This window comes from Psychrobacter sp. 1Y4 (genome assembly GCF_051847555.1).
In genome coordinates, this window is sequence record NZ_JBPYDE010000206.1 from 1 (window position 1) to 968 (window position 968).

Here is a 968-nt window from a genome sequence, read left to right on the forward strand (position 1 = left end):
GCACCGCCGCTTCCTGCCAAGTCTAGTGCCGTACCATGATCGACAGAAGTACGAATATAAGGCAAGCCTAAGGTTAGATTAACCGTATCACCAAAACCGTGCGATTTTAATACTGGCAATCCTTGATCGTGATACATGGCAATGACCGCATCACAGTTTGCTAAATGTCTGGTAGTAAATAACGTATCCGCTGGCATTGCCTCTGAAATATTGACGCCCATATTGATAAACTCGTTAAGTACTGGATTGATAATTTCAATTTCTTCCATACCCAAATGGCCGCCCTCGCCTGCATGTGGATTGAGGCCGCAAACCAAGATACGAGGCTGCGCGAGACCAAACTTTTCTCTCATGTCATCGATGACGATTTGTACCGTTTGGCGTACATTGTCCGCAGTAATCGCAGCAGGGATGTCCTTCAACGGCAAATGTGTAGTGACAAGCGCTACTTTCATCGCTTGATTGGCAAGCATCATGACCACTTTCTCACAGCCGCTTTGCTGCATAAAAAACTCAGTATGACCACTAAACATGGTACCATCTAGCAGCTTGATACCAGCATCTATCAACGCTGATTTTTGCAATGGCCCTGTGACGATAGCGGCGACTGTTCCATTTACTGCTAACTGATGAGCAATATCTAACTGCTGAGCCACCATTGCTGAGTTAGCGATATTGATTTGCCCGCAGACAACTGGTGCGGCACAAGGAATATTCAGTAGGATAAAAGCTCTATCAGCTTCTATACTCTGCTGTGATATTTGCGCTACCAAGTTAACATCGAAGTTATCGGCATTTATATCTGTATTGATAGTATGCCAACTAGGTGTACTTTTGAGCACGCCAGCTGCAATCAATTCCTCCGCGCGAGTTTGCATGGCTTTAGCATCAGCAGTCACCCAAATTGGTCGAGCAAAGTCTTGTAACTTACCCTCTGCTGCTAGTCCTAGTGCTACGTCCATGCCAAT

Annotated in this window: 1 protein-coding gene; it reads right to left on the reverse strand. The window is 45.7% G+C overall.

The window, feature by feature from the left end; translation table 11 throughout:
• The coding region (gene pdxA / locus ACS8FC_RS15270) for a 4-hydroxythreonine-4-phosphate dehydrogenase PdxA (protein ID WP_439297397.1) at positions 1–968 on the reverse strand (968 nt) is incomplete at both ends.